The organism is Cypionkella aquatica (assembly GCF_030161095.1).
Taxonomy (GTDB): Bacteria; Pseudomonadota; Alphaproteobacteria; order Rhodobacterales; family Rhodobacteraceae; genus Cypionkella; species Cypionkella aquatica.
Map to the genome: position 1 here is coordinate 65,375 of NZ_BSPP01000005.1, position 23,913 is coordinate 89,287.

General features: G+C 60.7%; 30 protein-coding genes. 13 read left to right on the forward strand and 17 right to left on the reverse strand.

The annotated features are described in order from the left end of the window. Window positions 1–184: 184 nt before the first annotated feature. The 6 genes from QQJ98_RS07200 to QQJ98_RS07225 form a co-directional block, all read right to left on the reverse strand. Complete coding sequence (locus tag QQJ98_RS07200) at window positions 185–1,039, reverse strand: DUF481 domain-containing protein (protein ID WP_284324671.1); 855 nt, start codon at window positions 1,037–1,039, stop codon at window positions 185–187. A gap of 378 nt (window positions 1,040–1,417) precedes the next feature. Continuing rightward, window positions 1,418–1,786 carry an META domain-containing protein gene (locus QQJ98_RS07205; RefSeq protein ID WP_284324672.1) on the reverse strand — a complete coding sequence of 123 codons (369 nt, stop codon included), beginning with the start codon at window positions 1,784–1,786 and terminating at the stop codon, window positions 1,418–1,420. A gap of 72 nt (window positions 1,787–1,858) precedes the next feature. Beyond that, entirely contained in the window at window positions 1,859–2,302 is a 444-nt protein-coding gene (gene nusB, locus QQJ98_RS07210) for a transcription antitermination factor NusB (RefSeq protein ID WP_284324673.1), read from the reverse strand. A gap of 20 nt (window positions 2,303–2,322) precedes the next feature. After that, window positions 2,323–2,823 carry a 6,7-dimethyl-8-ribityllumazine synthase gene (locus tag QQJ98_RS07215; protein WP_284324674.1) on the reverse strand — a complete coding sequence of 167 codons (501 nt, stop codon included), beginning with the start codon at window positions 2,821–2,823 and terminating at the stop codon, window positions 2,323–2,325. 3 nt (window positions 2,824–2,826) lie between these two features. Then, a complete protein-coding gene (ribB, locus tag QQJ98_RS07220) occupies window positions 2,827–3,921 on the reverse strand; it encodes a 3,4-dihydroxy-2-butanone-4-phosphate synthase (RefSeq protein ID WP_284324675.1) in 1,095 nt (364 codons plus the stop codon). 195 nt (window positions 3,922–4,116) lie between these two features. Further along, window positions 4,117–4,713 (reverse strand): riboflavin synthase, encoded by a 597-nt coding sequence (locus QQJ98_RS07225; RefSeq protein WP_284324676.1) that lies wholly within the window; start codon window positions 4,711–4,713, stop codon window positions 4,117–4,119. Window positions 4,714–4,906: 193 nt separating this feature from the next. On the opposite strand from QQJ98_RS07225, the gene QQJ98_RS07230 reads away from it, so the two are divergent. From QQJ98_RS07230 to QQJ98_RS07240, 3 genes are all read left to right on the forward strand, one after another. Next, window positions 4,907–6,196, forward strand: a complete 1,290-nt coding sequence (locus tag QQJ98_RS07230) for a capsule polysaccharide biogenesis protein (protein ID WP_284324677.1) — start codon at window positions 4,907–4,909, stop codon at window positions 6,194–6,196. Window positions 6,197–6,285: 89 nt separating this feature from the next. After that, window positions 6,286–7,419 carry a polysaccharide biosynthesis/export family protein gene (locus QQJ98_RS07235; RefSeq protein WP_284324678.1) on the forward strand — a complete coding sequence of 378 codons (1,134 nt, stop codon included), beginning with the start codon at window positions 6,286–6,288 and terminating at the stop codon, window positions 7,417–7,419. A gap of 7 nt (window positions 7,420–7,426) precedes the next feature. Beyond that, complete coding sequence (locus tag QQJ98_RS07240; RefSeq protein WP_284324679.1) at window positions 7,427–9,490, forward strand: capsule polysaccharide biogenesis protein; 2,064 nt, start codon at window positions 7,427–7,429, stop codon at window positions 9,488–9,490. Between the two features lie 336 nt (window positions 9,491–9,826). Here QQJ98_RS07240 and QQJ98_RS07245 read toward each other — a convergent pair whose 3' ends face one another. The 3 genes from QQJ98_RS07245 to QQJ98_RS07255 form a co-directional block, all read right to left on the reverse strand. Continuing rightward, a complete protein-coding gene (locus QQJ98_RS07245; RefSeq protein ID WP_284324680.1) occupies window positions 9,827–10,324 on the reverse strand; it encodes a MarR family winged helix-turn-helix transcriptional regulator in 498 nt (165 codons plus the stop codon). Between the two features lie 87 nt (window positions 10,325–10,411). Then, on the reverse strand, window positions 10,412–10,684 hold the full coding sequence (locus QQJ98_RS07250; protein ID WP_284324681.1) for an FAD assembly factor SdhE: 273 nt from the start codon (window positions 10,682–10,684) through the stop codon (window positions 10,412–10,414). After that, window positions 10,681–11,082 (reverse strand): helix-turn-helix domain-containing protein, encoded by a 402-nt coding sequence (locus QQJ98_RS07255; protein WP_284324682.1) that lies wholly within the window; start codon window positions 11,080–11,082, stop codon window positions 10,681–10,683. The genes QQJ98_RS07250 and QQJ98_RS07255 overlap by 4 nt, the downstream gene beginning before the upstream one ends. A 107-nt stretch (window positions 11,083–11,189) precedes the next feature. On the opposite strand from QQJ98_RS07255, the gene QQJ98_RS07260 reads away from it, so the two are divergent. From QQJ98_RS07260 to QQJ98_RS07270, 3 genes are read left to right on the forward strand one after another with little or no spacing between them, the layout of a single operon-like run. Then, window positions 11,190–12,392, forward strand: a complete 1,203-nt coding sequence (locus QQJ98_RS07260) for a pyridoxal phosphate-dependent aminotransferase (RefSeq protein ID WP_284324683.1) — start codon at window positions 11,190–11,192, stop codon at window positions 12,390–12,392. Window positions 12,393–12,399: 7 nt separating this feature from the next. Further along, window positions 12,400–12,780, forward strand: coding sequence for a bleomycin resistance protein (locus QQJ98_RS07265; RefSeq protein WP_284324684.1), 381 nt, complete (start codon window positions 12,400–12,402; stop codon window positions 12,778–12,780). Next, window positions 12,781–13,194, forward strand: a complete 414-nt coding sequence (locus QQJ98_RS07270; RefSeq protein WP_284324685.1) for a hypothetical protein — start codon at window positions 12,781–12,783, stop codon at window positions 13,192–13,194. A gap of 237 nt (window positions 13,195–13,431) precedes the next feature. Here the strand turns inward: QQJ98_RS07270 and QQJ98_RS07275 are convergent, their stop codons facing one another. Next, entirely contained in the window at window positions 13,432–14,766 is a 1,335-nt protein-coding gene (locus QQJ98_RS07275; protein ID WP_431307800.1) for an MATE family efflux transporter, read from the reverse strand. A 347-nt stretch (window positions 14,767–15,113) separates the two neighbouring features. Here QQJ98_RS07275 and QQJ98_RS07280 point away from each other — a divergent pair, with 347 nt between their 5' ends. Next, entirely contained in the window at window positions 15,114–15,758 is a 645-nt protein-coding gene (locus QQJ98_RS07280) for a 5-formyltetrahydrofolate cyclo-ligase (RefSeq protein WP_284324687.1), read from the forward strand. Between the two features lie 6 nt (window positions 15,759–15,764). Then, the gene (locus QQJ98_RS07285; protein ID WP_284324688.1) at window positions 15,765–16,190 is read left to right on the forward strand and encodes a thiol-disulfide oxidoreductase DCC family protein; all 426 of its coding nucleotides are present in this window, start codon (window positions 15,765–15,767) and stop codon (window positions 16,188–16,190) included. 95 nt (window positions 16,191–16,285) lie between these two features. On the opposite strand, the gene QQJ98_RS07290 is transcribed toward QQJ98_RS07285, so the two are convergent. From QQJ98_RS07290 to QQJ98_RS07300, 3 genes are all read right to left on the reverse strand, one after another. After that, window positions 16,286–16,645 carry a diacylglycerol kinase gene (locus tag QQJ98_RS07290; protein ID WP_284324689.1) on the reverse strand — a complete coding sequence of 120 codons (360 nt, stop codon included), beginning with the start codon at window positions 16,643–16,645 and terminating at the stop codon, window positions 16,286–16,288. A gap of 108 nt (window positions 16,646–16,753) precedes the next feature. Beyond that, window positions 16,754–17,113 carry a YigZ family protein gene (locus QQJ98_RS07295; RefSeq protein ID WP_284324690.1) on the reverse strand — a complete coding sequence of 120 codons (360 nt, stop codon included), beginning with the start codon at window positions 17,111–17,113 and terminating at the stop codon, window positions 16,754–16,756. A 216-nt stretch (window positions 17,114–17,329) separates the two neighbouring features. Next, window positions 17,330–18,058, reverse strand: coding sequence for a M48 family metallopeptidase (locus QQJ98_RS07300; RefSeq protein WP_431307801.1), 729 nt, complete (start codon window positions 18,056–18,058; stop codon window positions 17,330–17,332). Between the two features lie 180 nt (window positions 18,059–18,238). Here QQJ98_RS07300 and QQJ98_RS07305 point away from each other — a divergent pair, with 180 nt between their 5' ends. From QQJ98_RS07305 to QQJ98_RS07315, 3 genes are all read left to right on the forward strand, one after another. After that, window positions 18,239–18,481 (forward strand): DUF8831 family protein, encoded by a 243-nt coding sequence (locus QQJ98_RS07305; protein WP_284324692.1) that lies wholly within the window; start codon window positions 18,239–18,241, stop codon window positions 18,479–18,481. An 87-nt stretch (window positions 18,482–18,568) separates the two neighbouring features. Beyond that, window positions 18,569–19,147 (forward strand): nitroreductase family protein, encoded by a 579-nt coding sequence (locus tag QQJ98_RS07310; RefSeq protein ID WP_284324693.1) that lies wholly within the window; start codon window positions 18,569–18,571, stop codon window positions 19,145–19,147. A gap of 51 nt (window positions 19,148–19,198) precedes the next feature. Next, window positions 19,199–19,885, forward strand: coding sequence for an EI24 domain-containing protein (locus tag QQJ98_RS07315; RefSeq protein ID WP_284324922.1), 687 nt, complete (start codon window positions 19,199–19,201; stop codon window positions 19,883–19,885). Here QQJ98_RS07315 and QQJ98_RS07320 read toward each other — a convergent pair. Next, a complete protein-coding gene (locus QQJ98_RS07320; RefSeq protein ID WP_284324694.1) occupies window positions 19,879–20,154 on the reverse strand; it encodes a DUF1467 family protein in 276 nt (91 codons plus the stop codon). The genes QQJ98_RS07315 and QQJ98_RS07320 overlap by 7 nt on opposite strands. After that, window positions 20,151–20,555 carry a methylmalonyl-CoA epimerase gene (gene mce, locus QQJ98_RS07325; protein ID WP_284324695.1) on the reverse strand — a complete coding sequence of 135 codons (405 nt, stop codon included), beginning with the start codon at window positions 20,553–20,555 and terminating at the stop codon, window positions 20,151–20,153. The genes QQJ98_RS07320 and mce overlap by 4 nt, the downstream gene beginning before the upstream one ends. A 176-nt stretch (window positions 20,556–20,731) precedes the next feature. Between mce and QQJ98_RS07330 the strand changes: the two genes are divergently transcribed. Next, window positions 20,732–21,475: a response regulator gene (locus QQJ98_RS07330; RefSeq protein ID WP_284324696.1), complete on the forward strand. Its 744-nt coding sequence runs from the start codon at window positions 20,732–20,734 to the stop codon at window positions 21,473–21,475. Here the strand turns inward: QQJ98_RS07330 and QQJ98_RS07335 are convergent. After that, window positions 21,450–21,617, reverse strand: coding sequence for a hypothetical protein (locus QQJ98_RS07335; RefSeq protein ID WP_284324697.1), 168 nt, complete (start codon window positions 21,615–21,617; stop codon window positions 21,450–21,452). The two genes, QQJ98_RS07330 and QQJ98_RS07335, sit on opposite strands and share 26 nt — an antisense overlap. Here QQJ98_RS07335 and QQJ98_RS07340 point away from each other — a divergent pair. After that, window positions 21,607–21,774 (forward strand): hypothetical protein, encoded by a 168-nt coding sequence (locus tag QQJ98_RS07340; protein WP_284324698.1) that lies wholly within the window; start codon window positions 21,607–21,609, stop codon window positions 21,772–21,774. The two genes, QQJ98_RS07335 and QQJ98_RS07340, sit on opposite strands and share 11 nt — an antisense overlap. On the opposite strand, the gene aspS is transcribed toward QQJ98_RS07340, so the two are convergent. Beyond that, entirely contained in the window at window positions 21,771–23,837 is a 2,067-nt protein-coding gene (gene aspS / locus QQJ98_RS07345) for an aspartate--tRNA ligase (RefSeq protein ID WP_284324699.1), read from the reverse strand. The genes QQJ98_RS07340 and aspS overlap by 4 nt on opposite strands. Between the last annotated feature and the right edge of the window lie 76 nt (window positions 23,838–23,913).

The window sequence follows — 23,913 nt, forward strand, 5'->3', positions numbered from 1 at the left end:
GCAAGATCCTGGTCTTGCTACCTGGCGACCAACCTGAACACTCAGGCTCTCGGGAAATTCACGCCGTCACGGCCGCTGCGGGCCCGCCACCTTCACGCAGCACCAAACTTTGGCGCATGAAAAAGGGGACAGCACGCTGTCCCCTTTTCCGCATCTAAAGCCTGAGATCAGCCTAAGGCCCTGATCAGAAGCCGTAAACCAGCGACACGCCCAGCTTGTTGTCTGCGCGGATCGCGCGGCTGTCGTTATACTCGGTCAGGTAGCTGACGCGGGTGGCGAAAGCATCGGTGATCTTGAAATTCACGCCCAAATCGTTGCCAATCCGCAAAGCCGTGTCCGATTTCACGATATCGGTGTCCATGCTGGCAAAGACATTGTCGTTGAACTTGTAGAAGAACCGCGACGACACGATGCCGGCAGATTCGGTGGTCGAATTGTCGTCACCAAACTCAAGATAGCTGATACCGACACCCGCCTGCATCCGCCACGCCACCGTATCGGTGTTCACAATCCGATACCCCGGACCAAAGCCCAAGAAGGCGTCTTTCGACAGGGCGGTTGCCGGATTATTGTCTTCCGTCGCGACCGAAGCCAAACCATTGGTGTTGATGCGGCCCAGCACAAAGCCGTAGAATTGGTCGTTGAAGTAGTAGTTGGCGTCATAGACCGCCGACACATCTTCCTTCGACTTCACATTGTCAGCCTCGGAATAGTCAATCACAAAGCCAAGGGTCTGCACAAAGCGATCCTGCGCGAAGCGCAGACGTGCGCCTGCCGAGAAATCTTGCGATTCATTGTTGCCGGTCTTGCCGCTATAGCCCAGCGAAGCCGAGCCCGACATGCCTTGACGCGATTCCTGATTGCCAAAGCGCAGCTCATCATTGCCGCGTGCCATGTCGCGGTTGGCCTGGATGGTCAGATCATCAATCTGGTCATCCACTGCATTCGTCCCCAGCAGGGTGGTTTGTGCCACGGCGGGCAGAGACCCCACAGCCAATGCGAATGCGGATACTGCCGCGATACGAGTTACGTTCTTCATGATCCGTCCTTTCAACTACTATCCCATACGCCGAAGGTTTCCGGCGTTGGAGTGCAGATGTTGCATCAGGGGGATAGGTTCAAGGCCACAAGGCAAGGTGATGATTTGATAGCATTTTATCGCCTAAACCCTCAGAAAAAGCGGCAGTATTCTGCGCAAGTTGTGTAACAATTCGGGTCTCGCGAAACTGTGAGGGAACCGGATCATCACGGCAAAGTAACATGGCTAAACATGCCAAATTCAGTGATTTTTCAGACGCAACACGGTGGCCGCTCCGGCTGATGCCCTGCAAAACCCCGTAAAATACCGCGTGATCACCCAATCACAGCGCGCAAAGCGGCGGAATTGCGCCCGCGCGTACCGCCGCTTTGCACAGGGCTATTTTGCTGCAGGTGTGAAGATCATCTCATGCCCAGCGCCGCTCAAAACCAGCACAGTGGCGGTTTCGGTGGCCGTCTCGATGCCCTGCAGCGCCTGAAAATACGCGGCCTCACCCTGCATCTGCAAACACGCCATCCGGGTCGCACCGATCAACCCCATCTGAAAGCGCTCGCCCTCGCGGGTCACTTCGGCAAAATAGCGGTTGCAGGGCGCTTGGCCCGTCACCCGGCCCGGGTCGGCCAGACTGAGCGTCGCGGTATACGCGACCGCCGTGCCATCGACCGAAGCCAGCACCCATTCGGTGCCCGCCTGCCCGGTTTGCACACAAGCCGCCAGCATCAACGCCGCCATCCATACAACTTTCATCGCATCGTCCTTTCCAACAGATACAGCTTTGACGCGCGCCAAAGTCCTATCCTTGGAAAGGTTTGCGAAAATCTACGCTGGAAATGCCTCGGGCTTGGCTTCGCGCGCCATATGATCCAGCACCGCGTTGACGAATTTCGATTCCTTACCTTCGGGAAAGAACGCTTTGGCGACATCGACATATTCGTTGATCGACACTTTTGGTGGCGTCACCATCTGGGTCAACTCGGCCCCAGCAGCCCGGAACAAGGCACGGATCACCGGATCAATCCGGTCAATCGGCCATTTTGCGACCAATGCCCGGTCGGTCATCTGGTCGATCATTGCCTGAAAGTTCACCGCATGATCGACCACGGCGCGGAAGTGATCAACGTCACCCTCGGCCATCTCATCGCCATCATAGACAGCGCCAAAGCGATGCGTTTCAAACTCGCGCCGGATCGCTTCCACGGTCTGCCCCGAGGCTTCCATCTGAAACAACGCCTGCACGGCATAAAGCCGAGCGGCCGATTTCATCTGTTTCTTGTCAGGCTTAGTCATGAACGAAAACCGATCCCCTTGGTGTCGGTCGCCCATTTGCGCGATAAGGCGATCAGGTGCAAGGCCGCAGCAGCCGCACCGCCACCTTTGTTTTGCCCGGCGACCTCGGCCCGCACCTCGGCTTGGCCGCGATTTTCCACCGTCAGGATGCCATTGCCAATCGCCGCCCCCTGCAAACCCAGCATAGTGATCGCGCGCGAACTGTCATTGCACACCGTATCATAATGCGTGGTCTCGCCGCGAATGACACAGCCCAGCGCCACATAGCCATCGAACTGCGCCATCCGTTCAGCCAAAGCAATCGCCGACGGCACTTCCAGCGCACCGGGAACTACGATGACCTCGGCAGTAGCCCCACATGCCGCAGCCACCCCCTGCGCGCCCGCCACCAGCTGATCGGTGATGTCCTTGTAATAGGGCGCCACCACGATCAGCAGCTTGACCGGAGCCTTAAATGTCGGCAGCGGCAGGGTGTAATGGGTTTCACTGGCAGCCATGATTTACTCCGCAATCGCACGGGTGCCGGAAATCGACAGCCCATAAGCCTCTAGCCCCACCACTTTCGGGGCCTTGGAATTGGTGACCAAAGTAATTGCGCTCAGACCCAAAGCCGACAAGATCTGCGCGCCCAAACCATACAGCCGCAAGGTCTGCGGCGAGGCCTCCCCCGCCTCGATCTTCATCGCCGTGTCACGCAGCAGCACAATCGCGCCGCGCCCTTCCGCCGCAATCACCCGCATCGCACCTTGCAGATCGCCAACATGGCCATCACCAATCCCCAACACATCCTCCAGCGGGTTCAAAGTATGCACCCGCGTCAGCACGGGCGCATCCCCGGAAAGATCGCCCTTGGTCAGCACCACATGCTCATCGCCCTGCGTCTCATCCGCGAAAATCCGCATCAGCCACTCGCCGCCATGCACCGAATGAACCCGGCGAACCGAGCGTTCCTTGATCAGATTGTCATGCCGCCGCCGATAGGCGATCAGATCCGAGATCGTGCCGATCTTCAGATTGTGCTTTTGCGCAAAAGCCACCAGATCAGGCAGCCGCGCCATCGTGCCGTCATCCTTCATGATCTCGCAGATCACGCCCGACGGGTTCAACCCGGCCAGCCGTGAAATATCGGTCGCAGCTTCGGTATGGCCCGCACGCACCAAAACCCCACCATCGCGGGCGCGCAGCGGGAACACATGCCCCGGCGTCGCCAGATCGGCAGGCCCGGTTTTCGGATCAATCGCCGCCGCAATGGTAATCGCGCGATCCTTCGCCGAAATCCCCGTCTCTACCCCCTCACGCGCCTCGATTGACACGGTGAACGCCGTCTCATGCCGGCTGGAGTTTTTCGAGGCCATCAGCGGCAGCCCCAAAGCATCAATCCGCGCGCTGGTCAGCGTCAGACAAATCAGCCCGCGCCCATGCGTCGCCATGAAATTCACCGCATCCGCCGTGGCCATTTCCGCCGGGATCACCAGATCGCCCTCATTCTCGCGATCCTCGTGATCAACAAGAATGAACATCCGGCCATTGCGGGCATCTTCGATAATCTCCTCAACCGAGGAAATCGCGTCTGAATATTCGGTGCGTGTGGTCATGATTGGCTTCCTGCAACTCTCAGTTTCGCCATAGCGCTAAAGGGTCGCAAAAGCCAGAGCCAGCCGCAAAAGCCACCAGCCCTGAGCCCGGCGCAGAATCGCTAAAATTTATCTAAATTTGTGCTTAAGACTGGCAGAAATACTCTGGCGGTCAGGCCTGTCTGGCCTTGTGCCAAATGCCGGCCCCCCTGTGCTTCAGCCCCACTCGCGCAGCCGCGCGACATAACGCGCCATCGTATCGACCTCTAAATTGACGCGATCGCCCAGCTTGACCTCGCCCCAAGTCGTCACGGCCTGCGTATGCGGGATGAAATTGATGCCGAAATCGCAGCCTTCCACCTCGTTCACCGTCAGCGAGGTGCCATTCAGCGCAACCGATCCTTTGGGCGCGATAAACTTCGCCAAGGCTTCCGGCGCGCGAAACGTCACTCGCACCGACTCGCCCTCGGGGGTGATCTTCACCACCTCAGCGACGCCATCTATATGGCCTGACACGATATGCCCGCCCAATTCGTCGCCCACTTTCAGCGCCCGCTCAAGGTTCAGCCGCTTGCCAACAGCCCAGCCCGCAAGGTTGGTCTTTGACACGGATTCCGCCGAAATCTGCACGTCAAACCAGTTGCGCGGTGTGGTGCCCAGCGCCACCACCGTCAAGCAAACCCCTTCGCAAGCGATTGACGCGCCAATATCCACCCGCGCCACATCGTAAACCGTGCCGATCCGCGCCCGCAGATCGCCGCGCTGCTCCAGCTCCAGCACTTCGCCCATATCGGTGACAATTCCGGTAAACATCGCATGGCCCTTTCGATTTGCCCTGAAACTACCGCCAGAGCAGCGCCCGTGCAATCGCTCGTGCACTCGCCCAAGCATCACATCTGCAATCGCCTCAAATTCGCCGCGCTTGCCCAGTATCAAGTTCACAATACCAATACTTTCGCCATATTCTGCGGTCAGTATCGGTGGCACGGGTTTCTACGCGAGTATCATGTCAAGTTCAGCTCAAAATCGCCGCTTTCTGTTTTTGCAGGGTCCGCATGGGCCGTTTTTCCACAGGCTTGGCAAGATGCTGGAACTCGCAGGTGCGCAGGTCTGGCGGGTTGGCTTCAACCGGGGCGACCGCGCCTTCTGGCCCACCGAGGCCAGCTATATTCCCTTCAAAGGCCAGTTGCAGGATTGGCCGCTCGCCTTCCGTGCGGTGATTGAACAGAAAGAGATCACCGATATCGTGCTCTATGGCGACACCCGCCCGATCCATGCCACCGCCGTTGCTGCCGCCCGCGCCGCAGGCATCACCGTGCATGTGTTTGAAGAAGGCTATCTGCGCCCCTATTGGATCAGCTACGAGCGTGGTGGCTCGAACGGCAATTCGCGGCTGATGCAGATGTCGGTGCCGCAGATGCAAAAGGCCCTAGAGGCGTTGGATATGGAGCTGCCCGACGCCCCCGCCCGCTGGGGTGACATGCGCCAGCATATGTTCTGGGGCGCTTTGTATCATTGGTTCGTTCTCAGCGGATTCTGGGATTATCGCAATTTTCGTCCGCATCGCGCCCTCAGTGTGGGGCAGGAATTCTGGCTTTATGTCAAACGCCTCGCCCTGCTTCCGGTGCATCGCTGGGAACGCATCGCCGCCACCTTCCGCATCAAACATGGCGGCTTCCCCTATCATCTGGTGCTGTTGCAGCTGGAACATGACGCCAGCTTTCAGATGCATTCGCCGTTCAAAACCATGACGGAATTTCTGGCAGTGGTGATCGAAGGCTTTGCCAAAGGTGCCGCCCCGCACCACCACATCGTGTTCAAAGCCCACCCGCTGGAAGATGGCCGCGTGCCTGTCGCGCATGAAATCAAACGCTTGGCCAAGCTGCACGGCGTAGACTCCCGCGTGCATTTCGTGCGCGGCGGCAAATTGGCAGCGCTGCTGAACCACGCGCGCAGCGCAGTCACCGTCAATTCCACTGCCGCCCAGCAAGTGCTTTGGCGCGGATTGCCGCTGAAAACCTTTGGTGCGGCGGTCTATGCCAAGCCCGAATTTGTCTCCACCCAAAGCCTGAAAGACTTTTTTACCCTGCCCAGCCGCCCTGACAGCCGTGCATACCGCGATTATCGCCACTATCTCTTGGAAACCAGCCAAGTGCCCGGCGGCTTCTACAGCTCGCGGGGGCGACGTGAATTGCTACGACAGGTGGTAGATATGATGCTGCAAGCCGAAGATCCCTATGATGCGCTGACATCCGGGAAAGCGGCACCACGGCAACAGTTACACCTCGTTAAGTGAACAAAGAAACCAAGACTGGCATTTTGTTTCGTCTTTCTGTAGCCTTACAGGCAAAACTTGAGGCAAATCCAGTTAAAGGAGCCCGGGCAGTGAAAATTACCGGATCAAGGGGGGCGAAGGCCCTTGTCCTTGTGGCGATTGTGAGTGTTGTCGGCTCTTGTGGCCTGCCGCGTTCTGGTCCCAACAAGACAGAAATCTTCAAAGGCTCGGTCCTGAAACAGGGCGACGCCTTCATCGTGACCGTCAACGCCCGCGTGACCCGCGCGACAGCGGTGACGCCAGCGCTTGGCTTCAGCTCGGCCTTCCGCAATGCGGGCGTGGTCGGCTCGGATCAGATCTCGCCCGGCGATGTGCTGGGCCTGACGATCTATGAAAACGTCAAGGATGACCCGCTGCTCGGCAACACCGGCCAGCGCGTCTCGGCGCTGACCGAAATTCAGGTCGATGGCCAAGGCTATATTTTCGTCCCCTACGCGGGCAAAATCAAAGCCGCGGGCCAGTCGCCCGATGGTTTGCGCAACATCATCACCAAAAAACTCGACACCCAGACCCCCGATCCGCAGGTTTCGGTGCAAAGGCTTGCGGGCGACGGCTCGACCGTCACGGTATCCGGCTTTGCCGGTGCCAGCGGCAACTTCCCGATCGAGCGTCCAACCCGCACCCTGTCCGCGATGCTGTCAAAAGCCGGCGGCGTGACCATTGAACCCGCCATTGCCATCGTCCGCGTGACGCGCGGCGGCAAGACCGGCTCGATCTGGCTTGAGGATCTGTATTCCAACCCCAGCCTCGACATCGCCTTGCGTCCCGGCGACAAAATCACCGTCGAGAGGGACACGCGCTCTTTCGTCGCGATGGGGGCCACCGGCACCCAGACCAAAGTGCCGTTTGAAACCCAAACCCTTTCGGCGATAGAGGCTTTGGCCACCGTGGGCGGCCTGAATACCGCCACCGCAGACCCGACCGGCGTGTTCGTGTTCCGCAACGAACCGGCCGAGGTTGCCAATTCAGTGCTGGGCCGCCGCGATCTGAAGGGCGATCAGCGCATGGTCTATGTGCTTGATCTGACACAACCAACTGGCATGTTTGAGGCCCGCGATTTCCTGATCCGCGATGGCGACACCGTCTATGTCACCGAGGCCCCCTTCGTGCAGTGGACCAAAACGCTGTCGGCGATTTCGGGCTCCACCACTGCGGCCAACAACATCGCAACCACCGGACAGTGAGGCGATCTTGTCCGGCAGCGGACCCTTGATACCAGCCGCCGGGGCATTGCCTCGGCGGCTTTTCTATTACAACGCAGGCTTTCTGCGCCAACCGCATCTGCGCCGGATGCTGGCGCTGGCGGGCCACAGCTTGCACCTTGGCCTGCCCGGCCCCGAGGATGGCGTGGTGGTCTGGGGCCGCTCGCCCTACGCCCGGCGTGGCGAGGCGATTGCCGCCCGCTACAAGCTGCCGCTGGTCCGTATCGAGGATGCCTTCCTGCGCTCGATCCGCCCTGGTCGCATGGGCGATGCCCCGCTTGGCCTGCTGATCGACGGCCAAGGCGTGCATTTCGACAGCAGCAAACCCTCCACGCTTGAAACGCTCCTCGCCAAGCACCCGTTGGATGATTCGAACCTGCTGACCCGCGCCCGCGACGGAATAGCCCGTATCCGTGCGCTCGACTTATCAAAATACAACATTCATCAATCCGACCTGCCCCTGCCCGCACCCGGCTATGTCTTGGTCGTTGATCAAACCGCAGGCGATGCTTCGATCCGCCATTCCGGGGCCAATGCCGCCCGCTTTGCCGAGATGCTGGCCACCGCCGCCGCCGATCACCCCAATGCCCGCATCGTGATCAAGACCCATCCCGAAACCCAGCTGGGCCTGCGCCGCGGCCATTTCAGTGCCGCAGATCAAACCGACCGCATCCGGCTATTAACCAACGCCGTCTCGCCTTGGGCGCTGCTGGACGGTGCCATCGCCGTCTACACGGTCTCGTCGCAACTGGGGTTTGAGGCGATCTTGGCAGGCCACCGCCCGCAGGTGTTCGGCCAGCCGTTTTACGCCGGATGGGGTCTCAGCCATGATGCTTTCCCTGTGGACCGCCGCAGCCGCAGCCTGACCAAGACCCAGCTTTTCGCCGCAGCCCACATCCTTGCCCCTACATGGGTCGATCCCTGCCGCGACCGGTTGTGCAGCTTTGAAGATGCCGTCGATCAGCTCGAGGCCGAGGCCCGCAGCCACCGCGAAGATCGTTTTGGCCATGTCGCCCTTGGCATGCGTTTGTGGAAGCGCGCCCGCCTTCAAGCGGTGTTTGGCTGCGAAAAGCCGCTGATTTTTCAGGATAATCCGGCCAAGGCCATCGCAAAAGCCCGCGCCACTGGCCGGGGTGTGTTGGTCTGGGCGGGCAAAGCGCCGCCGCAGCTGCCAGACATCCAGACCATCCGCCGCGTCGAGGATGGCTTTTTACGCTCGCGCGGGCTTGGTGCCGAACTGGTGCCGCCGTTGTCGCTCGTCACCGATGATCTGGGCATTTACTATGATCCCAGCCGCGAAAGCCGCCTTGAACGGCTGATCCAGACGCCACTCGCCCCCGATGCCGCGCGCCGCACCGAAAAGATGATCGCCAGCCTGATTGCCGCACGCTTGTCGAAATACAATCTGGCGGGCGCTTTGCCCGAACTGCCCGAAGGTCTGCGCGTGCTGGTGCCCGGTCAGGTCGAAGATGACGCCTCGATCCGGCTTGGCGCGGGCGCGGTCAACACCAATCTCGCGCTTTTGCAGGCCGCGCGCTCGGCCTATCCCGAGGCCACACTGATCTACAAACCCCACCCCGATGTCGAGGCTGGCCTGCGCCCCGGTGCGATCGCCGCGCAGGCCCTGCGTGGTTTGGCCGATGTCGTGGCCCACCATGCCGACCCCGTGCAGCTGATCGAGGTTTGTGATGCCGTTGTCACCATGACCTCATTGCTGGGGTTCGAGGCTTTGCTGCGCGGCAAGCGCGTCATCTGCCTCGGCGCGCCCTTCTACGCCGGTTGGGGGCTGACGCAAGACCTTGGCCCGGTGCCACTGCGCCGCAAACAGGCACCCGACGGCCATCCGCTGCCACGGCCCAGCCTGCTTGCACTGGCACATGCCGCGCTGATCGCCTACCCACGCTATTACGACCCTGTCCGCCGCAAGCCCTGCCCGCCCGAGGTGGTGATCCATCGTCTGGCGACGGGCACCGACGCGCCAACCGGGCTTGGGCTTCGCCTTCTGGCAAAGCTACAGGGGCGTTTTGCCACCTATTCCCGGCTTTGGCGTTAACCGCAAATGCGCTGGACGCACCTGCGGGTTCGCTTTGGTTTCGGCGGCCTCTGCGCCGGGTGATTTCGCAGCATCGCTGCGCGGATCAAGCTTTTGGCCCGTGCAAACATCGTCGCTATGTCAGGCCCAGCATTTTCAGACTGCCACCGATTTCCTCGATAGGGCCGATCTGAATAGGGCCGCTTTCCATACGCAATATGGCCGCTTTCTGGGTCATTCACATTTGGTTAACCGCAGCCCTCGGCGCGGCGTTTGAAACGGTGGTCAAACCTGCACCCGTTAACATCTTTTCGGTCCTTCTAGCCCGCAAGATCGGATGATTCGCACACCACCGCCTTAGTAAATGTAGCGGATCTGCTCTGTCCAATACCGCTCCATCCGCTTCAGCGACTGGTTCATGTTTTCCATGTTATTGGCATCGACCAGCCCGCGCTTTGCCAGACCTTCGGCATGTCGCTGGAACAATTCGGTCAGCATGCCCCGCACCCGTCGGCCCTTTTCCGTCAAGCGCACCCTGACCGAGCGGCGATCAATCTCAGAGCGCTGATGGTGCATAAACCCAAGCTCTACCAGCTTTTTCAGGTTATAGGACACGTTCGAGCCTTGGTAATAGCCGCGCGATTTCAACTCGCCGGCTGTCACCTCGTTCTCACCGACGTTGAACAGCAACAACGCCTGCACCGAGTTGATTTCCAGCACCGCCACCCGTTCAAATTCGTCCTTGATCACATCCAGAAGCAGGCGGTGCAGCCGCTCCAACAAAGCGATGTTATCAAGGTATCCCGCCATCAACAGCTTTTGCGAGCCGTCCAGCAGGGGGTCATGTAAGCTCATCTGTTAACTCCGCGAGCGATGGCAACTGCGGATAGAATCGGCACAAAACAAAAACATATCGTAAACTCGCCACGATTTTGGCGTAAATTATTGCCCCCCCAACCGAGCCTTGGCGAACCCCCCAATTTCCGCAATCAAATCAGCAAGATAGGCCGGAGCCGGATGCTGCCCCAGCACCCAAGGCAGCAAATCCTGGTCATTTTCCTCTAAAAGTTTATCGAAAATCACCAAGCGTTCGTCCGACATTGCCGCCAAATGCGCATCGGCATAAGGCCCCAAAATCAGATCCATTTCCTTCATCCCCCGCCGCCAACTCCGCATCGCCATGCGCTTCAGCCGGGCTTCCTGTGTCTCGCTCATGCCGCCAACTCACGCAATTCGGCTTCCAGTTTTTGCTCGGCGCGCAGCAGATCGCGCCCCAGCGTCTGCATCTGCGCGCGCAATTGTGCAATATCTGCCAAGGCCATACGCGCGCTATAGGGCAGCGCATCCGCATCGCCCGGCGCGCCCAAACCCGGGCCCTTGCCCGTCATCAGCCACATCAAGGACACGTTCAACATCCCCGCCAGCATTTGCAGACGGTTGCCGCGCGGCTCCCACGCATCGGCCTCCCATGCTGTGATCGTGCTGTCGCGCACGCCCAGACGCTGGGCCAGATCCTCGGCACTTAAACCCGCGGCCAAACGTGCCGCTTCCAGCCGGTCGCCAAAGGTCGCAACCTCGTCCTCGAACCAGGTTTCATTGAAAATTTCTGCCATCGCGCCTCTCCTTATTCTGATATCGCTTGATTGCTTGCGCGGCGAAGCTATGCCAAACAAACGCAAATTACAAATCAACCGCCCCATCCTTAGCCGGAGTCCGCCACATGGCCTTCCTGTCTGACACCCTCGCCCGCGTCAAACCTTCGCCCACAATCGCCGTCACCACCAAGGCAGCAGAGCTGAAAGCCGCTGGCCGCGACGTGATTGGCCTTGGCGCGGGCGAGCCGGATTTTGACACGCCCGAGAACATCCGCGATGCGGCAAAGCGCGCGATTGATGCAGGCAAGACCCGTTACACGGCGGTCGATGGCATCCCCGAGCTGAAGAAGGCGATCTGCGAGAAATTTGCCCGCGAAAACGGACTGACCTATCAGCCCAACCAGATCACCGTCGGCACCGGCGGCAAGCAGACGCTCTATAACGCCTTGATGGCAACCTGTAATCCCGGTGATGAGGTGATCATTCCCGCGCCCTATTGGGTCAGCTATCCCGATATGGTGCTGCTCGCGGGCGGCACGCCAGTGCCTGTCGTGGCCACCATTGACACCGACTTCAAACTGACCCCGGCGCAGCTTGATGCCGCGATCACGCCAAAAACCAAATGGTTCATCTTCAATTCGCCCTCGAACCCGACGGGCGCAGGCTATACTCGCGCCGAGCTGCGCGCGCTGTGTGATGTGCTGCTGAAGCATCCGCATGTCTGGATCATGTCGGACGATATGTATGAGCATCTGGTGTTCGATGACTTTGAATTCACCTCGCCCGCGCAGATTGAGCCCGCACTCTACGACCGCACCCTGACCTGCAATGGCGTGTCGAAATCCTACGCAATGACCGGCTGGCGCATCGGCTATGCCGCAGGCCCCGCGCATCTGATCAAGGCGATGGGCACCATTCAGTCGCAATCGACCTCGAACCCCTGCTCGGTCAGCCAATACGCGGCGCTAGAGGCCCTGACCGGCCCGCAAGACTTCCTTGCGCCCAACCGCAAGACCTTCCAGCGCCGCCGCGATCTGGTGGTGTCGATGCTGAACGCCGCGCAAGGCATCACCTGCCCGAAACCAGAAGGCGCGTTCTACGTCTATCCCGATATCTCGGGCTGTATCGGCAAAACCTCGGCGGCGGGCACGAAAATCATCAATGATGAAGTATTCGCCACCGCTTTGCTGGAAGAAACCGGCGTTGCCGTGGTGTTTGGCGCAGCCTTCGGCCTATCGCCGAACTTCCGCGTCAGCTACGCTACAGCGGATGAGGTGCTGCGCGAGGCTTGCACCCGCATCCAGACTTTCTGCGCAACCCTCACCTGAGACACCTATGGCCGACCGGATCACCGCCAACCTGCCCAGCCGCGATTTCACAAGCACCGAGGCGTTCTACGCACGCCTTGGCTTTGCAACGCGGTATCGCGATGATGGCTGGATGATCCTGCGGCGCGGCAGTCTGGAGCTGGAGTTCTTCCATCACCCAGGCGTTGATAAACTGACAAGCTGGTTTTCGGCCTGCATCCGCATCGACGACATGCCGGGCCTGCTGACCGAATGGCAAAAAGTTGGCTTGCCAAGCGATGCCAAAGCCACCCCCCGCCTGACCGGCATCTTCAAACACGGCCAAGCGCCGCGCATGTTCGCGCTGGTGGATGAAGACGGCTCGCTGCTGCGGGTGATCGACAACCTAGATGCTGGCGAGGCTGCCTGAATGTCCCCCGATCTGCCAGAGTTTTACTTCCGCATCCGCGACAACGGTGCCGCTGTGTTCCGGGTGGATACCGAAAACCGCCAGCGCCGCATCGACATGGACGAGATCGCCTTGGTCAATGTCAAGAACGGCAACATAAAGCCGCATGGCGACCACAAGCTGACGCAAGACGAAATCCGCGTGATTGGGCAGTGGGTTGCACAGCGCCAAGCCACCCTTGCCGCCCGCGATGTCGATGACATCCTGCGCGCGGCTGATCACATGAACCTGACCACGCAATGGGTGCAATCCAAAGCCACCGATGCCCAGCTTGAAGAAATCACCGACCTTCTGTTGCTGGCAATGCACGACCTGCGCTCGGTTCTGGTGCGCAAAAAGGCCGAACGGCTTATGAAGGGCGAGGCTGCCGAGTAACGACAGAACCCGCATCTCATTGCTGCAAACAAGATTAAAATTTGCGTCCCGCCCCGGCGGCCTCGCCCCTTCGGGTCTTGGCCGCTGAGAGTGTTTCATACTGGTTAAAATACTCCCGCCGGAGGCATCCGACATAAGCCACAGGAGCCTCCGGCGGGAGTATTTTAACCAGTATGAAACGGCAGCAGCGCGTAAAGTTACATCACGGCCAAGTGCATTTCGGCAAGTCTGCCCGTATCAGCGCACTCGGTGCCAGAACCGCCACATCATCGTGACAGCGGCGAAGACAAGCCCGATCACCAATCCCGCCCACAGCCCGATCCCGCCCAAGCCCGCGTGGAAGGCAAGGTAATAGCCGCATGGGATGCCGATGCCCCAATAGCTGACCGCCGCCGCCATCATCGGCACTTTGGTGTCCTTGATCGCGCGCAGCAGGCCCAACGCCATCACTTGCATCGCATCCGCCATCTGGAACAGCGCCGCCATCGCCAGCAGGATCACACCAAAGGCAATGATTTCCGAGCTTTGCGGTTTCGATTCGTCCAGAAACAGCGAGATGATCTGCACGGGAAATGTCAGGAACAGCGCCACCATCACCGCGCCAAAAGCAACCGACAGGGCAATCGCCACCTTTGCCGCATCGCGCAGACCCTGCCCGTCGCCAGCGCCATCTGCCCGCCCCGCCCGCACTGTCGCTGCATTGGACAGCCCCAGATGCACCATGAACGACAGCGCCGCGACCTCCATCGTGATGCCATGCGCGGCAAGTTCCACCGTGCCGATCCAGCCCATCATCAGCGCCGTCGCCTGAAACAACCCGCTTTCCGCCAATGAGGTCACGCCAATCGGCCAGCCCAGCCGGAACACCTGCGCCAAGGCCTGCCAATCGGGCCGCCAGAATCGCTGGAACAGGTGGAAATGCCGCAGCTCGGGCAGCCAGCCTGCATAGATCGCCAGCAGCACAAAGGTCAGGCTTTGCACGAAAACCGAAGCAAGCGCCGCCCCGCGCACGCCCAATTCCGGCGCGCCCCAATGGCCAAAGATCAGCGCATAGGCCAGCACAAGGTTTACCCCCACCGCAGCCAGCGTCACCCACAGCACCACCTGCGTGCGCTCCAGCGCGGCAAGGTAGTTCTTGATCACCATCACCAACAGTGCCGGGATCATCCCCAGACCGGCGATGCGCAGAAAATCCTGCCCCAAGCTTGCAACCTCGGGCCGCTGCCCCAGCGCCAGCAGCAAGGCTTCGGACCACCAGAAGATCGGATAGATCAACACGCCGTAGCCAATCGACAGCCACATCCCCATCCGCGTGTCGCGCCGCACCTGAGTCTCATCGCCGCGTCCGACCGCCGAGGCCACCATCGGCAGCACTGCCTGCGCAAACCCCGCCCCCAGAATGAACACCACGAAAAACGTCGAGGTCGCCAGCACCACCGCCGCCAATTCATTCACCCCATACCAACCAAGCAGCACGGTATCGGTTACATGCAGCGCCATTTGCGCCAGATGACTGCCAATCAGCGGCAGACCCAAAGCCAGCGTTGCGCGGGCATGTGACAGGTAAGACATTCTTTTGATCATATCACAGGCTTACAAGCGCAACATGACCGCCGCAAGACATAGCCTCCGCCGCAACGCAGCGCATAAAATTTGTGCAGCCACAGCATTGCAGCGGGCGGCCATAGCACGGCATCCCGCCGCTCTGCCCAGCGTCATCACCGCCACCACGCCAGCCAGACACAATTTCCGCGCGCAATTTTCGCTCTGGCGCAGATTTAAGCCAAAACGCCCTTGCAACCCGCGCGCGCAGGCATAAGCCTAAGGGTGCTGCGAGTCCGGTCTGCAACCGCCCCCGCGCCTTCCGCTGCGACCCGCCTTGCTGCGAGCCGCCCTTACCCGGCAAAGCCCAGAAAACCATGACAATTCGCCCCAAGGCCGCCCCCGCACGCAGCGCAATGCCACAGCCCGGCACCGCGCCCACCGACCTTGCCGCATGGCGCGCGGCCACCCGCAGCCGCCTGCTGACTGCGCGCGCAAGCCTGTCCACCGCCAGCCGCGAAGCCGCCGCCGCTGCCATCGCAACTCAACTTGATGCGCTGCTGGCGCAACGGTTTGACAGCTTGCAGGGGCTGATCATCTCGGCGTGGTGGCCGATCAAGGCGGAACTTGACCTGCGCTTTTGGCTCGCCTCATTGCCTGCACGCGGGGCCACCGCCGCCCTGCCCATTGTCGCAGGCCCGAAAACCCCGCTGACCTTTCGCGCATGGACACCCGAAACCCCTATGCAGCGCGGCATCTGGAATATCCCCGTGCCCGCAGTCGGTGCCGAAATCACACCGCAAATCACCCTGTCGCCGCTGCTTGGTTGGGACAGCGCAGGGTTCCGGCTGGGCTATGGCGGCGGCTATTTTGACCGCACCTTGGCCAGCGTCACGCCGTCGCCCATCGCCATTGGCATCGGTCTGGCATCGGCGCAACTGCCGACAATCTTCCCGCAACCCTATGACATCCCTATGGATTATATCCTGACCGAAACCGGCCCGCAGCATCTGCACCCCTGAGACGCCGTGCCACAGCCCACCGGCCGCAAAACCTGCTATCGTGCCACCATGCGCGCAGATACCGACGAAACCCGAGTGCTGTACAACGAGACCTGCCCGGTTTGCCGGTTCGAGATCGGCCAATATCGCAAAGCCGCAACCGCCTGCAATCTGCCGCTGCGCTTTGATGATCTCAGCCATGCCGCGCACTGGGGCATTACCCCCGAAACTGCCGCAAAACGGCTGCATGTCTTGCACCAAGGCCAAATCCTGTCCGGCATCCCGGCGTTCCAAATCCTGTGGGCTCAGCTGCCGCGCTGGGCTTGGCTCGCGCGGCTGACTGCCCTGCCGCTGATCCATCCGATCACTTGCGCGCTATATGATCATGTTATGGCGCCGATCCTGTACCGCGCCCACAAACGCCGCGAAGCCGCCAAACGCTTGCCACAATAGCTTGGTAAATTTACCTGATCGTGGAAGACTGGCGCCCTGACCGGCAATACCGATACATAGCCTGATCGCAAATTTGGATCAGCCGCCTGATCGCCCTATCCGATCAAAACCACCACCCACGCCACGCCGCCTGCAATCGCAGTCAAGGCCACCGCCGCCGATCCGCAATCCTTGGCCTTTTTGGCGCGCGGATCATCGGCCTTCGAGATATAGTCAACCACCTCTTCCAGCCCGGTGTTCATCACCTCTGCCGCCAGCACCAACAGGCCCAGCGCAAGGATCAACCCCCGCTCGCCCGCCGAAATATCGACCCAGAACGCCAGCCCTGCCGAGATCACATTCACCAGCGTCCATTGCCGCAGGCTCTTTTCGTTGGCCCAAGCTGCGCGCCAGCCCTGCCACGACCAGATCACCGTATTGGCAAACCGCCGCGCCTCATTGCGCAAAATATCCAAGATGGCCCCCCCATTCAGGCCGCCATCCGACCGCAAGGCCCCAATTTTCGCAAGGCCCCAAATTTTACAAGATCGGGGTTTTCGCAACGCCAACGCTTGCACGGGCCTTTAGGCCTTCGGCAGCGCCTCAAGATAAGCCCGCACCGCCGTGACCACATGCGCAAAACGGTCGCCGCCCAGATGCACGCCGCCATACCAGCGCGTCACCACCACGATATGATCGCGCAGCGCAGCCCGCTCCAGCATTTTCAGGATCACCGCCCCGGCCCCCGCCTCGCCATCATCGCCCTTGGCCGGCCCGTCATCCGACAACACACAAGCCCAGGTGTTATGCGTCGCCTTGGCGAATTTCTTGGCGCGCTTCAGCTCGACCAGAAACGCCTCAATGCCCGCGCGCCCCTGCACCGTCCCGCCCGACACCGCATAACGCGAGCCGCGATCCCGCACCACATCCACAATCTGTCGCATCGCCATCGCCAGAATCCCCCACCCCGCGCCCGTCCAAACCGCAGAAGCCTCCGGCGGGAGTATTTCAAAAAGAGCAATTTCACATTGGCTCAAATATCCCCGCCGGAGGCATCCGACAGCGCCGCGATGCTTGCGGCAAACCTTTACGAAAGCTTAAAGCCATCCTTCAAGCCATTGAAATCTATAAAGCCCGAAACCGCGCCACGCGTGGACAGGTCATACACCCTGCAGACGTGCAACCACCGAGGCCACCACGGCCTTGCGCTGACGATTGCCCGGATGGGTGCCCAGAAACTGATCGCCCGGATCGGGCAAGCGATCAAAGAACCCCGCCCCCCGCATCGCATCATAGCCCGCGTGAAAGGCGATCTCGGCCCCGACCGCATCAGCCTGCAATTCATATTCCTTCGAGAACCGCCGTGCGGCAAGCCCTGCACCGACCTGCTGCGCCTGCTCGACCTCGGCCTGCCCGGCCCCGGCCGCCGCCGCCAGAATTCCCGCCATCATCGCCCCCGACAGCGCAGTTTCCGCCTGTTTCGGAATATGTCCCAGAATGTGATGCGCCGCCTCGTGTCCCAGCACGAAAGCGATCTCATCCGCATTGCGCGCATCCGCGATCAAGGCCAGCGAGAACGCAATCACCGGCCGCCCCGCCTTGTCCACGGTTTGAAACGCGTTGGGGGGTTGGCCCGGGCGGTCATCAATCACGATCTGAAAATCGCAGCGCTGCGCCAGACGCTCGGCCCGGCAATAAGCCTCGGCCACCGGCTCAACCCGGTTCACCACAGTCAGAAAGTTCACCGCAGCCGCACGGCTATCAAGCAAATCCCCGGCGGGCCTGATCAGCACTTGCTCGGTGCCCTTTGGCCCCGGCGCGGGGAATGTCGTGGGGGCGACGCAGCCCGCCAGCAGCGCTGCCATCATTCCCCAAGCTGCCTGCCGCATCACCCGCTTCGCTTTCACCGCTGCCCCACCTTCACAACTGCCCAGCCTTCTTAACTGCCCTGCTTTGCCCATATCAAACCTGTCGCGGCTGCGCAGCCCCCTTTGGCGCGCACATTCGCTTGAACTTGCCCGCGATCCGGTTTCTTCTCGCCCGCAAGACACTGCCAAAGGATGCCACTGATGTTCACCATCGAGCATGAATTCGACGCCACGGTGATCACTCTGGTCGATGAGGGCGAGCCCGACAGCCCGCTGCAAGAAGACATCACGATTGAGGCTTTTGCCGAATGTGTGGTGCTGCGCCAGCTGGATCACATGAGCGATGAAGAAGTCACCATCACCCTGTCCATCGCCCAATTGCGCGACCTTGCCGCAGCGCTTGATCTGCCCGAAGGCAGCTACCGGATCGAACGCAAGGCCTGATCCGCACGCCACCCATTCCACAATCCCCCCGGCGGCCCCTTGACGCCGCCCGCCCGCGCCGCCAGCTGTGGCGCAAAGGAGACCGCTGTGACCGATGCCGCCCTTCCCCCAACTGCCTTTGCTTTCTTGCAAACCCGCCAATCTCACCCCGCCAAGCTGTTCAAAGGCCCGGTGCCGGACCGTGCCGCGCTGCTAGAGATCCTGACCGCCGCCACCCGTGTCCCCGATCATGGCAAGCTGGAGCCGTGGCGGCTGATCGTGCTCGACCGCGCCGCGATGGCCCGCACCGCCGATCTGGCGCAAGCGCATGCCCTAGCCATTGGCGCTGACAGCGAAAAGGCCGCCAAGGGTCGCGGCCAATTCGACATCGGCCAACTTGCGGTCGTGGTGATATCCTCCCCGAAATCCACCGATAAAGTGCCGCTGACCGAGCAGATCTTGTCCGCCGGGGCTTTGTGCATGAACATCGTCACCGCCGCTTTGGCCAAGGGCTGGGGCGCGAACTGGCTGTCCGGCTGGCCCTCGCATGATCCGGCCTTCATCGCCCAAGCCTTTGCCTGCACCCCAGGCGAAACCGTGGCTGGCATCGTGCATATCGGAACCGTCGCCACGCCCATGCCCGATCGTCCCCGCCCCGATCTGTCCAAACTGATCACTTGGGCGTAATGCCCCACAAAGGCCGCCCCCAATGATCTATCCCCGGAGTCTCTTGCCATGATCTTCAGCGATTTTGCCAAAGCGCTTGGCCAGTTGGGCGATGCCCGCTTCATGCGGGTGATGCTGTTTGGCGTGGCACTGGCTGTTGCCCTGCTGACCGCCACCTATGCTGCGCTGTTGTGGGTGATTGAGACCTTCACCCCCGGCAGCATCGATATCCCCTTCGTCGGCCGGGTCGGTGGGCTAGAGACGCTGCTCAGCTGGGGGTCGATCCTGCTGATGATCGGGCTTTCGGTGTTTCTGATGATCCCGGTCGCCTCGGCCTTCACGGGCCTGTTTCTGGAGGATGTCGCGCAAGCGGTCGAAGAGCGTCACTACCCCCAGCTGCCGCCAGTTCCGCGCCAAAAGGTGCTCGACACCCTGATTGACACCGCGAATTTCGTCGGCCTGCTGATCGCACTGAACTGCGTCGCTGTCCTGCTTTACCCCTTCGCAGGCCCATTCAGTCCGCTGCTGTTCTGGGGGTTGAACGGCTATCTGCTGGGGCGCGATTATTTCACGCTGGTGGCGACCCGCCGCTTAGGCCGGGAACCCGCAAAAGCGATGCGCAAAGCCTATAGTCTGCGGATCTGGGCGGCCGGGGTGCTGATGGCGGCCCCTCTGTCGATCCCCTTGATAAATCTGGCGATTCCGGTGCTGGGCGTTGCCACCTTCACCCATATGTTCCACCGCCTGATGCGTCAGTAGCGGTTCGCCCACAGCCCAAACACATCCAGATCATAGATCCCCCAGCGCCCCGAGGTGATCAGCAGATACAGCACCGCAAACACCACAAGCGAGATCACCGTGGTCAGTTTGGCCTTCGGCTTGATCATCGCTTCAGCCGGGGCCGACCGAGGCGTGCCCGGCTCGACATCCCCTGCCTGCGCTTGGCTTTTGAAGCGCATCGGCAGCACGCAGAAAAACACCATGAACCAGGTGACGGCAAACAACACCAGTGCCGCAGTGATTGTCATACTTGCTCCAATTCCACCAAACAGCCGTTGAAATCCTTGGGATGCAGGAACAGCACCGGCTTGCCATGCGCCCCGATTTTCGGCGCGCCCGTCCCCAAAACCCGCGCACCCGAGGCCAACAGATGATCGCGCGCAGCCAGAATATCATCGACCTCATAGCAGATGTGATGAATCCCGCCCGCCGGGTTCTTGTCCAGAAAGCCGCGGATCGGGCTGGCATCGCCCAAAGGATACAAAAGCTCGATCTTGGTATTCGGCAGTTCGATGAAGATAACGGTCACGCCATGATCAGGCTCATCTTGTGGTGCGCCAACCTGCGCCCCCAAGGTCTTGCGGTATTGATCGGCGGCTGCGGTCAAATCCGGCACTGCAATCGCCACATGGTTCAGACGGCCAATCATCGCCAAACTCCCTTGATACCCGTAACGACGCTTATGGCTGCAGCCGGGCCGCCCGGCAATAGGCCGTTCGGTCGCAGCCGAAGCGTAAAAAGTCTTGCAAAAGCGCTGCGGCGTTCACGATTTATGAACCAAAGCCGTGGATGAATGGGCACAGATTCCCCTGCTGCAGGTCTGCCATGCCCAGCCCCTTGCCCTCTGACACCGCTTTGCCGCCGGGGTTCATGCTGCCCAGCCCGGCCAATAGCGCCGATCTGCCCCTGCACGGCGTCACCATCCTTGCGGTCGAAGACAGCCGCTATGCCTGCGAAGCCCTGCGGCTGATGTGCCAACGGGCCGGGGCGCGGTTGCGCCGCGCCGAAACGCTGGCTTCGGCCCGCGCGCATCTGCGGGTGTACCGCCCCGATGTGGTGATCGTCGATCTGGGCCTGCCCGACGGCCGTGGCGAATCCCTGATCGCCGAACTGGCGCTTGGCCCGCAACGCCCGCTTGCCGTGCTCGGCACCTCGGGCAATGCGGATGGGCGCAACGTGGCCCTGCAATCGGGGGCCGAAGGCTTTCTCGACAAACCCTTTGAAAGTTTTGCCGATTTCTGTGCCACGATCCGCAGGCACCTGCCCGGCCTCGGCCCCACAGCCGTGGCTGATGCCAAGATCCAACCTGATCCGCTCGCCCTGCGGGATGACCTGTCGCGCGCCGCATCCGCTCTTGCCGCAGCGCCGGATGCCATCGCCCGCCGCTATCTGACCGGGTTTCTGCTGGGGCTTGCGCATCACGCGCATGATGCAAGTCTCGCCCGTGCTGCACGCGCGGCCAGCCTGCCGGCCTCGGGTGATCTTGACGGTCTGCGCAGCCTGCTCGACAGCCGCCTCAGCCGCGCCCAGCAATCCGCCGCTTTCAGCCCGAAACCGGAAACCGCGTAAAGCCAACCCCGCTTAACCCTGCGCGAAACCGCCGCGCAATCACCACGCCGTTGGCCGAGATGCTGCATGTTTCCGCCCCATTCGGCTGCAAAACCAGCACCAACAGCCACAACCGGGAAAGATGCACATTGATGTCCGCCAAACAACGCTTCCTGCAAGACGACTCCGGTGCGGTATTTGCGGAATGGGTGGTGATCACCGCAGTGGTGGTCACCCTGTGCATGGTGGCGCTGACCGCATGGCGCGGTCAGGCCGATATTGCACGAAACACGGCGATCAGCACCGCCGCCAACGCCTAGTCTTTCGGCACAACCCGCAGACCCAATTCGCGCAGCTGCGCGTTCATCGGCTCGGACGGTGCGCCCATCAGCATGTCTTCAGCGCGCTGGTTCATCGGGAACATGATCACCTCGCGGATGTTCGGCTCATCGGCCAAAAGCATCACGATCCGGTCGATCCCTGCGGCACAGCCACCGTGGGGCGGCGCGCCATATTTGAACGCCTTGACCATGCCACCAAAGCGCTTTTCAACTTCTGAATTCGGATAACCCGCCAACTCAAACGCCTTGAACATGATTTCCGGCTTGTGGTTGCGGATACCGCCACTGATCAGCTCATAGCCGTTGCAGGCCAGATCATATTGATACGCATAGACATTCAGCGGATCGCCGTTCAGCGCCTCCATCCCGCCCTGCGGCATCGAGAACGGGTTGTGGCTGAAATCAATCTTGCCGTCGTCGGTTTTCTCATACATCGGGAAATCGACGATCCAGGCGAATTTGAAGCAATCCTTCTCGGTCAGCCCCAATTCGCGGCCAATCTCATTGCGCGCCCGACCCGAGATCGCCTCAAACGCCTCGGGCTTGCCACCAAGGAAAAACGCGGCATCGCCCTTGCCCAATCCAAGCTGCACCCGGATAGCTTCGGTGCGCTCTGGCCCGATGTTCTTCGCCAAGGGGCCGGCGGCTTCCATTGCGCTGTCTGCGATAAGGGCGCTTTTGTGTTCTAGAAAGCCCTCGTCTTCAAAAAAGCATAGAATAAGTTTGCGCCCTAAGTCAGTAAGATAGCCGTTTTCAGCGAAGCTAAACTTCTTCGCTTTCGCCCGTTCTTCACCGACGTTATCCGCGATGATCCGTTTACCGGATCGTGTCTTGCCGTACATCGCAACCATTCTGAGCAGGCTGTTATCCACTTTTGCACCGAGCTTCCCGACTAGATCAGCTTGGAATGCCTCGATGGAAGCGCGCATCTCCGCCATTCTTTCTTGGGCATCTTCGGCCTCGCGCCAGAAGATATAGCCCATCCCCGGCAGGCCCTCTTTCTGCGCAAACGCATTCATGCGGTCGCAGAACTTGCGCGAACCGCCCGTCGGTGCCGGAATAGCCCGCACCTCATTGCCCTCAACCTCCAGCAATTTCGCGAAAATCGCAAAGCCAGAGCCTGCAAAATGTTCAGACACATCTTGCATCTTGATCGGGTTGCGCAGGTCGGGCTTGTCGCTGCCATACCATTTCAGACTGTCGCGGTACGCAATCTTGGTCCAGTCAGAATAGACCTTTTTGCCCGGCGCAAATTCTTCAAAAATCCCCTGCACCACCGGCTGCACAGCGGCGAAGACGTCTTCCTGCTCGACAAAAGACATCTCGATATCAAGCTGATAAAAGTCGGTGGGCGAGCGGTCGGCGCGCGGATCTTCATCGCGGAAGCAGGGCGCGATCTGGAAATAACGGTCAAAACCCGCCACCATGATCAGCTGCTTGAACTGCTGCGGTGCTTGCGGCAAGGCATAAAACTTGCCGGGATGCAGCCGCGACGGCACCAGAAAATCCCGCGCGCCTTCCGGCGAAGATGCGGTGATGATCGGGGTCTGAAACTCGGTAAAACCCTGATCCCACATCCGGTTGCGCATCGAGCGCACCACATTCGAGCGCAGCATCATATTGCGGTGCAGCTTCTCCCGCCGCAGATCGAGGAAGCGGTAGGTCAACCGGGTTTCCTCGGGATATTCCACCTCACCAAACACCGGCAAAGGCAACTCTTCCGCAGCCCCCAGCACGGTCAAAGCGGTGGCATAAACCTCAATCTCGCCGGTCGGCAGCTTGGGGTTGACCAAAGACGCATCGCGCCCCTTCACCCGGCCATCAATCCGCACCACCCATTCCGCCCTAACCTTGTCCATATCGGCAAAAGCCGGGCTGTCGCTGTCCGCGATCACCTGCGTGATGCCATAATGGTCGCGCAAATCAATGAACAACACGCCCCCATGGTCGCGCACCCGATGCACCCAGCCCGACAAGCGGACCTCATTTCCGACATGGGACGTGTTCAAATCGGCGCAAGTATGGCTGCGATAGGCGTGCATAGACTTCCCCTTCAAGCGGGCTAAACAGTTCCGGCCCGATACACCCCGCCGCAAGGGTGAAGTCAAGCCCATGGCC

Excerpts from the sequence above, each read along its gene's own strand:
- QQJ98_RS07275 (WP_431307800.1), bottom strand. The coding sequence starts at position 14,766 with ATGTCTTACCTGTCACATGCCCGCGCAACGCTGGCTTTGGGTCTGCCG.
- QQJ98_RS07280 (WP_284324687.1), top strand. The coding sequence starts at position 15,114 with ATGACAATTCGCCCCAAGGCCGCCCCCGCACGCAGCGCAATGCCACAG.
- QQJ98_RS07305 (WP_284324692.1), top strand. The coding sequence starts at position 18,239 with ATGTTCACCATCGAGCATGAATTCGACGCCACGGTGATCACTCTGGTC.
- QQJ98_RS07340 (WP_284324698.1), top strand. The coding sequence starts at position 21,607 with ATGTCCGCCAAACAACGCTTCCTGCAAGACGACTCCGGTGCGGTATTT.
- QQJ98_RS07230 (WP_284324677.1), top strand. The coding sequence starts at position 4,907 with ATGTCAAGTTCAGCTCAAAATCGCCGCTTTCTGTTTTTGCAGGGTCCG.
- QQJ98_RS07205 (WP_284324672.1), bottom strand. The coding sequence starts at position 1,786 with ATGAAAGTTGTATGGATGGCGGCGTTGATGCTGGCGGCTTGTGTGCAA.
- QQJ98_RS07300 (WP_431307801.1), bottom strand. The coding sequence starts at position 18,058 with ATGCGGCAGGCAGCTTGGGGAATGATGGCAGCGCTGCTGGCGGGCTGC.
- nusB (WP_284324673.1), bottom strand. The coding sequence starts at position 2,302 with ATGAAATCGGCCGCTCGGCTTTATGCCGTGCAGGCGTTGTTTCAGATG.
- QQJ98_RS07255 (WP_284324682.1), bottom strand. The coding sequence starts at position 11,082 with ATGGCAGAAATTTTCAATGAAACCTGGTTCGAGGACGAGGTTGCGACC.
- QQJ98_RS07260 (WP_284324683.1), top strand. The coding sequence starts at position 11,190 with ATGGCCTTCCTGTCTGACACCCTCGCCCGCGTCAAACCTTCGCCCACA.
- QQJ98_RS07295 (WP_284324690.1), bottom strand. The coding sequence starts at position 17,113 with ATGCGACAGATTGTGGATGTGGTGCGGGATCGCGGCTCGCGTTATGCG.
- ribB (WP_284324675.1), bottom strand. The coding sequence starts at position 3,921 with ATGACCACACGCACCGAATATTCAGACGCGATTTCCTCGGTTGAGGAG.
- QQJ98_RS07270 (WP_284324685.1), top strand. The coding sequence starts at position 12,781 with ATGTCCCCCGATCTGCCAGAGTTTTACTTCCGCATCCGCGACAACGGT.
- QQJ98_RS07250 (WP_284324681.1), bottom strand. The coding sequence starts at position 10,684 with ATGAGCGAGACACAGGAAGCCCGGCTGAAGCGCATGGCGATGCGGAGT.
- aspS (WP_284324699.1), bottom strand. The coding sequence starts at position 23,837 with ATGCACGCCTATCGCAGCCATACTTGCGCCGATTTGAACACGTCCCAT.
- QQJ98_RS07215 (WP_284324674.1), bottom strand. The coding sequence starts at position 2,823 with ATGGCTGCCAGTGAAACCCATTACACCCTGCCGCTGCCGACATTTAAG.
- QQJ98_RS07245 (WP_284324680.1), bottom strand. The coding sequence starts at position 10,324 with ATGAGCTTACATGACCCCCTGCTGGACGGCTCGCAAAAGCTGTTGATG.
- QQJ98_RS07200 (WP_284324671.1), bottom strand. The coding sequence starts at position 1,039 with ATGAAGAACGTAACTCGTATCGCGGCAGTATCCGCATTCGCATTGGCT.
- QQJ98_RS07320 (WP_284324694.1), bottom strand. The coding sequence starts at position 20,154 with ATGACAATCACTGCGGCACTGGTGTTGTTTGCCGTCACCTGGTTCATG.
- QQJ98_RS07330 (WP_284324696.1), top strand. The coding sequence starts at position 20,732 with ATGCCCAGCCCCTTGCCCTCTGACACCGCTTTGCCGCCGGGGTTCATG.
- QQJ98_RS07225 (WP_284324676.1), bottom strand. The coding sequence starts at position 4,713 with ATGTTTACCGGAATTGTCACCGATATGGGCGAAGTGCTGGAGCTGGAG.
- mce (WP_284324695.1), bottom strand. The coding sequence starts at position 20,555 with ATGATTGGCCGTCTGAACCATGTGGCGATTGCAGTGCCGGATTTGACC.
- QQJ98_RS07265 (WP_284324684.1), top strand. The coding sequence starts at position 12,400 with ATGGCCGACCGGATCACCGCCAACCTGCCCAGCCGCGATTTCACAAGC.